The 5,365-nt window shown below is 69.0% G+C and carries 3 protein-coding genes; all 3 read right to left on the bottom strand.

The window, feature by feature from the left end; translation table 11 throughout:
- Nucleotides 1-213: 213 nt before the first annotated feature.
- A complete protein-coding gene (locus AC1DQP_RS15790; protein ID WP_457318933.1) occupies nt 214-3,237 on the bottom strand; it encodes a two-component regulator propeller domain-containing protein in 3,024 nt (1,007 codons plus the stop codon).
- Between the two features lie 153 nt (nt 3,238-3,390).
- Nucleotides 3,391-4,794, bottom strand: a complete 1,404-nt coding sequence (locus AC1DQP_RS15785; protein ID WP_457318934.1) for an ATP-binding protein — start codon at nt 4,792-4,794, stop codon at nt 3,391-3,393.
- The coding region (locus tag AC1DQP_RS15780; RefSeq protein ID WP_478051971.1) for a winged helix-turn-helix domain-containing protein at nt 4,791-5,365 on the bottom strand (575 nt) is incomplete at its 5' end. The genes AC1DQP_RS15785 and AC1DQP_RS15780, both read right to left, overlap by 4 nt.

The following is a 5,365-nucleotide window of genomic DNA, read 5'->3' as shown; positions in this document are numbered from 1 at the left end:
TCGATCATCGCGTGCAGCCGACCAACGGTCGGCTCTACCGATGTATCGATCATCGCGTGCAGCCGACCAACGGTCGGCTCTACCGGGGTATCGATCATCGCGTGCAGCCGACCGACGGTCGGCTCTACCGGGGTGTCGATCATCGCGTGCAGCCGACCAACGGTCGGCTCTACCGGGTGTCGATCATCGCGCGCAGCCGGCCAACGGTCGGCTCTACCCGATCGCGGTGCGGTCGCGCCCCTCGCTCTTGGCCCGGTACAACGCGCGATCGGCGCGCTGATACAGCAGCATCGGGGTGCGGTCGGCCGCATCCAGCTCGACCAGGCCGGCACTGAAGGTCACCTTCAGGCCGGGCACGCCGGCCCAGTCCGGATGGTCATGGAACAGCCCGCGCAGGCGTGCGCAGACCTGCGCCGCTTCGGCCAGCCGGGTGTCATTGAGCAGCAGGGTGAACTCTTCGCCGCCGGTACGCGCCGGCATGTCCGAGTCGCGGCAGGCCGAGGCGATCACCCGCGCCACTTCCACCAGCACCAGGTCGCCGACGCTGTGGCTGTGCTGGTCGTTGACCTCCTTGAAGTGGTCGATGTCCAGGACCACCAGGCACAACGGATGGCCGCTGCGCTGGGAGCGGGCGAAATCGCGCGCCAGCGCTTCGTCGAACGCGCGCCGGTTGGGCAGCCCGGTCAACGCATCCTCGCGCGCCTGCCGCCCGAACTGCTCGGCCTGCACCGCCAGCCGGTCGGCCAGCTCGGTTTTTTCCTGGTTCAAGGCCTGCAGGTTGACCGTCTGCGCCTGCAGGTCGCGCGTGGCCTCGTCGACCATCCGCGCCAGGCGGATGTTGCTGGCCTTGTAGCGGTTGATCAGATAGCGGTACAGCGCGATCAGCCCGGCCACCAACAGCAGCACGCCGATCAGCTGCACCGTGCGCCGCTGCCACAGGAACGGTTCAACGGTGAACTCCCATACCGCCTCGCTGTCGCTCCAGCTGCCGCCGGGATGCGCCGCGGACACGTGCAGGGTGTAGTTGCCCGGCGGCAGGCCGACGAATTCGACGCTGCGCTGCTGGCCGCGTTCGATCCAGCCATTGTCCAGCCCGGTCAGCTTGGTGCGGTAACGGATCCGCTCGGACATCAGGTAGCTCAGGCCCACATAGCTCACGCTGAGTCGACGCCCGCCAGGGATGCTGTTGTGGTCGCTGCCCTGCCAGTGCAGCGGCTTGCCATCGACCAGTACGTTCTCGATCACCGCCGGGGGTGCCAGCCGCTCGCGGAAGCGCTGCAGACGCAGCGGGTCGACGGTGCTCAGGCCGCCGGCGGTGACCACCCAGAACGTGCCGTCCTGGCGCAGGATCGCCGACGGCCCGGAGCTGCCGTTGGCCTGCGAGTTGGCCATGCCATCGATCTCGTTGTAATGCTCGACCTCGATCCGCTGGGCACGGCCATCGGCGACCTGGTTGAGCATGTCCATGTCGGTGCGCAGGACCCCGCGGTTGCTGCTGATCCAGACGTTGCCGACCCGGTCGGGCACCAGTTGGAACACCGTGTCCACCGGCATGCCCTGCTCCAACCCGACCCGCGCCAGCGTGCCGTCCTCCCAGCGGTACAGGCCACGGTCGCTGCTGATCCACATCGCATCGTCGATCTGCTGGAAGCCGAACACGCTGCGGCCACCGCCCAGCGGGGCCAGGTCGATGCTCTGCACGCGATCACCGCGCAGCACCTTGATCCCTTCGATGGTGCCGATCCACAACGCGCCATCGGCGTCGTGTGTCATCGCAGTGATCAGCCCACCGGGCATTCCGGGCATGTCGGGCACGTGCACGCCGTTGCCGTCGATCCGCACCACACCCTTCTGGGTGCCGGCCCACACCGCGCCGGCGCGGTCCACGCTCATCGCGCGGATGTTGCCGCCCGGCAGCCCGTCGGCGGCGCCGTAGATCCGCCGCGTGCGGCCCTGTGCATCCAGCCGGAACACGCCATCGCCGAAGGTGCCTACCCACAGGTCGCCGTCATGGTCCTGGGCCAGGCTCAGCACCGAAGGCGTCTTTCCGCCGCTGTTGTGCAATGCAACCGGTACGAACCGGCCCTGCGCATCGCGACGGTCCAGGCCGTTGGCGCTGCCGATCCACAGTTGCCGATTCTGGTCTTCCAGCACCGTGCGTACGTAATCGCCACTGAGTCCATCGCGCTCGGTGAAGCTGCTGAACAAGGTTTCGCGCAGGCGGTACAAACCGCCGTTGGCGCCCACCCAGATGCTGCCCTCGGCATCTTCGCGCAGGCTCACCACCCGTCCGCCCGGCAGCGACAACCCGTTCGGCAGGCGCTCCAGCCCGTGCCGCGACAAACGCAGCAGTCCCTGGTTCTCGGTACCCAGCCACAGGTCGCCATGCCGGTCCTGCAGCATCGCGGTGATATGCATCACCCCGGGCAGGCGGTGCTGCAACTGCGGCAGCCCATCCTGCATGCGGTAGACGCGCTCGCCGGCGACGATCCACATCACCCCGTCCGGGGCGCGGTATGGCCAGACCAGGCCACGGCCCAGCCCGAAACTCTCCGGCGCGCGCCGCAGCACGCCGTCGTTGTCGCGCACCACCAGCCCGTCCAGCGTGCCCACCCAGACCCGGTCCTGCGCGTCCACCACCAGCTTGGTGAAGCTCATCGCCATCGGCACGTCGGCCGGCGGCTTCTGGTACTGGAAGGTCCCGTCCGGGCCGAGGCTGCCGATGCCCTGGCCTTCATACAGCAGCCACAGCCGCCCATGGCTGTCCATCTGCATCGCCTGGATCAGCACCTCCGGCGCGCCCGGTGCGTGTTCGAACACCTGCCAGCGTCCATCCGCGCCACGCCGGGTGACGTTGCCGCGCGAGTCGCTGATCCACAGCGCACCGGCACGGTCGACGAACAGCGCGCCAACACCGTTGTCGCGCAGGCCCGGCTTGGTGCTGCGGTCGAACACGGTGAAATCCAGCCCGTTGTAGCGCACCAGGCCTTCCCAGGTGGCGAACCACAAATGCCCTTCCGGGGTCTGGGCGATGTCGCGCAGCGAGTTGTGCGGCAGGCCGTTGCGCGAGGTCCACACATCGGTGGCGTAATCGCGCAGCGGCGGCGGGCCGTCCTGCGCCGACAGCGGCCACGGCAGTGCGCAGCACAGGCACAGCCACAACAGGGCTGCGCCGAGACGCCGATGGACACTGCGTTGTACCGGCCGCCACCGGCTACCGCACCCCGCTTGGCTCATCCGTTAGGACCAGCCAGGAAACGGGCGGGAGGCCGTGCGACGGGCGGCGGTGCACTGGACTTGCAACCGACGGGGAAAGGCGCGCTCATGCGAAAGTAAGCGGGTGGGGTTGCCCATAGTAGGCAAAACCACGCCGCTTTGTGTCGAGAGCGCTCAGGCAGGACGGCTGCCCGCCGCGCGCAGGCTCGCCGGCCACTCCACCACCGCCTCCAGCCCGCCCAGCGGATGGTTGCGCAGCGCCAGCCGCGCGCCATCCTTTTCGGCCAGCGCCCGCGCGATGGTCAGGCCTAGGCCGGCGCCGCCGGTTTCGCGCGAGCGCGAGGTCTCCAGCCGCACGAACGGGTCGAACACCGCCTCCAGCTCGTCGTCTGCCAGGCCGGGTCCCCGGTCGCGGATGCGCACCACCACCTTGTCCGCGTCCTGCTCCACGCTGACCCGCGCCGACTGGCCGTAGGTCACCGCGTTGTCCACCAGGTTGGAAAACAGCCGATGCATAGCCAGCGGCCGCAGCATCAACACCGCGCCGCTGGGCTCGTCGAAACGCACGTCGGCGCCGGCTTCCACGGCGTCTTCGACGATGCTCTCCAGCAGCGAATCCAGGTCCAGCGCTGCACGTTGCTCGGCACTTTCGGCACTGCGCGCCAGCTCCAGGCCCTCGCGGATCAGCGCCTGCATCGCGGCCAGGTCGCCGATCAGGCGCTCGCGCAGGGCGTCATCGGTGACGTTCTCCAGGCGCAGGCGCAGCCGGGTGACCGGCGTCTGCAGGTCGTGGGTGATCGCCGCCAACATCTGGGTGCGCTCGCCGAGGTGCCGCTGCAGGCGTTTCTGCATCGCGTTGAAAGCTTCGGCGGCGCGCTTGACCTCCAGTGGCCCGGTCACCGGCATCGGCGCGCCCTGCAGGTCGTCGCCCAGCGCGGCGGCCGCCGAGGCAAGCCGCTGCAATGGCGCACTGGCCATCCGCGCAACCACGTAGGCCAGCACCGCGATGGCCATCACCAGCAGGGTCAGGAACAGCGGGTCCACCGCCAGGATGCCGTTGTGCGCCACCGCCGGCGAGTCCAGCGCCAGCTGCAGCGGCGTGCCATCGCTCAGGCGCAGCGCCACCATCCGGCACTTGGGCGGGATGAAGGCCGGATCGCGCTCGCGCGGTGGGCCGTTGCGCGGTTTCTTCGGGTGCGGCAGTTCGGGCAGACGCGGCAGGCACGAACGGAACGAGGTAAAGGCGACCTGGCTGCTCGACACCGGCCCCGGCCGGTCATCCAGGACCTCCATCAGCGCGGCATCCGGCGGACCTACCCGTGCGCCCGGCGGCAGCCGCCGCACGCTCGGACCACCGCTGTCGAGCAGGCGATCGCGCAGCTCGGGATTGCCATCGAGCATGTTGACGAAGCCCTGCAGGCGGTCGGCGATGCGGTTGAGATTCTGCCGCTCGAACTCCTGCTGGCGCTTGGCGCTGGCCAGCATGGTCGCGCCGATCGCCGCCACGCTCATGCCCAGCAGCAGGATCAGGAACAGGCGCCCGACCATCGAGGCGAAGAACCGACCCAGGCGTTTCATTCCAGGGTAACTGCCGTGGCCAGCACATAGCCTTCGTTGCGCACGGTCTTGATCAGCCCATCGCTGCCACCGTCATCGGCCAGCTTGTTGCGCAGCCGGCTGACCTGCAGGTCGATCGCCCGATCCTGCGATTCATAGCTGCGGCCACTGCTCAGCGCCACCAGCTGTTCGCGCGACAGGACCTTGTTGGCATGCCCGACAAACACCCGCAGCAAGCGGAACTCCGCCCCGGACAGCACCACCACGCGGCCATCGGGATCGAGCAGGTGGCGATGCTCCAGGTCGAAGATCCACTGCGAGAAGCGTGCCCGGCGAATCGCCAGCGGCTCCAGATTGGCCGGCAGCGCTTCGGTACGGCGCAGCACGTTGCGGATGCGCGCCAGCAGCTCGCGCGGCTCGAACGGCTTGCCGAGGTAATCGTCGGCGCCCATCTCCAGGCCCAGCACGCGGTCGATCGGCTCGCTGCGTGCGGTGAGCATGATCACCGGCGTGCTCGACCGCGCGCGCAGATCGCGACACAGGGTCAGGCCATCTTCGCGTGGCAGGTTGAGGTCGAGCACGATCAGGTCTC

The sequence above is a fragment of the Stenotrophomonas sp. P5_A8 genome, assembly GCF_056400545.1.
This window is presented reverse-complemented; position numbering and strand designations above follow the sequence as displayed.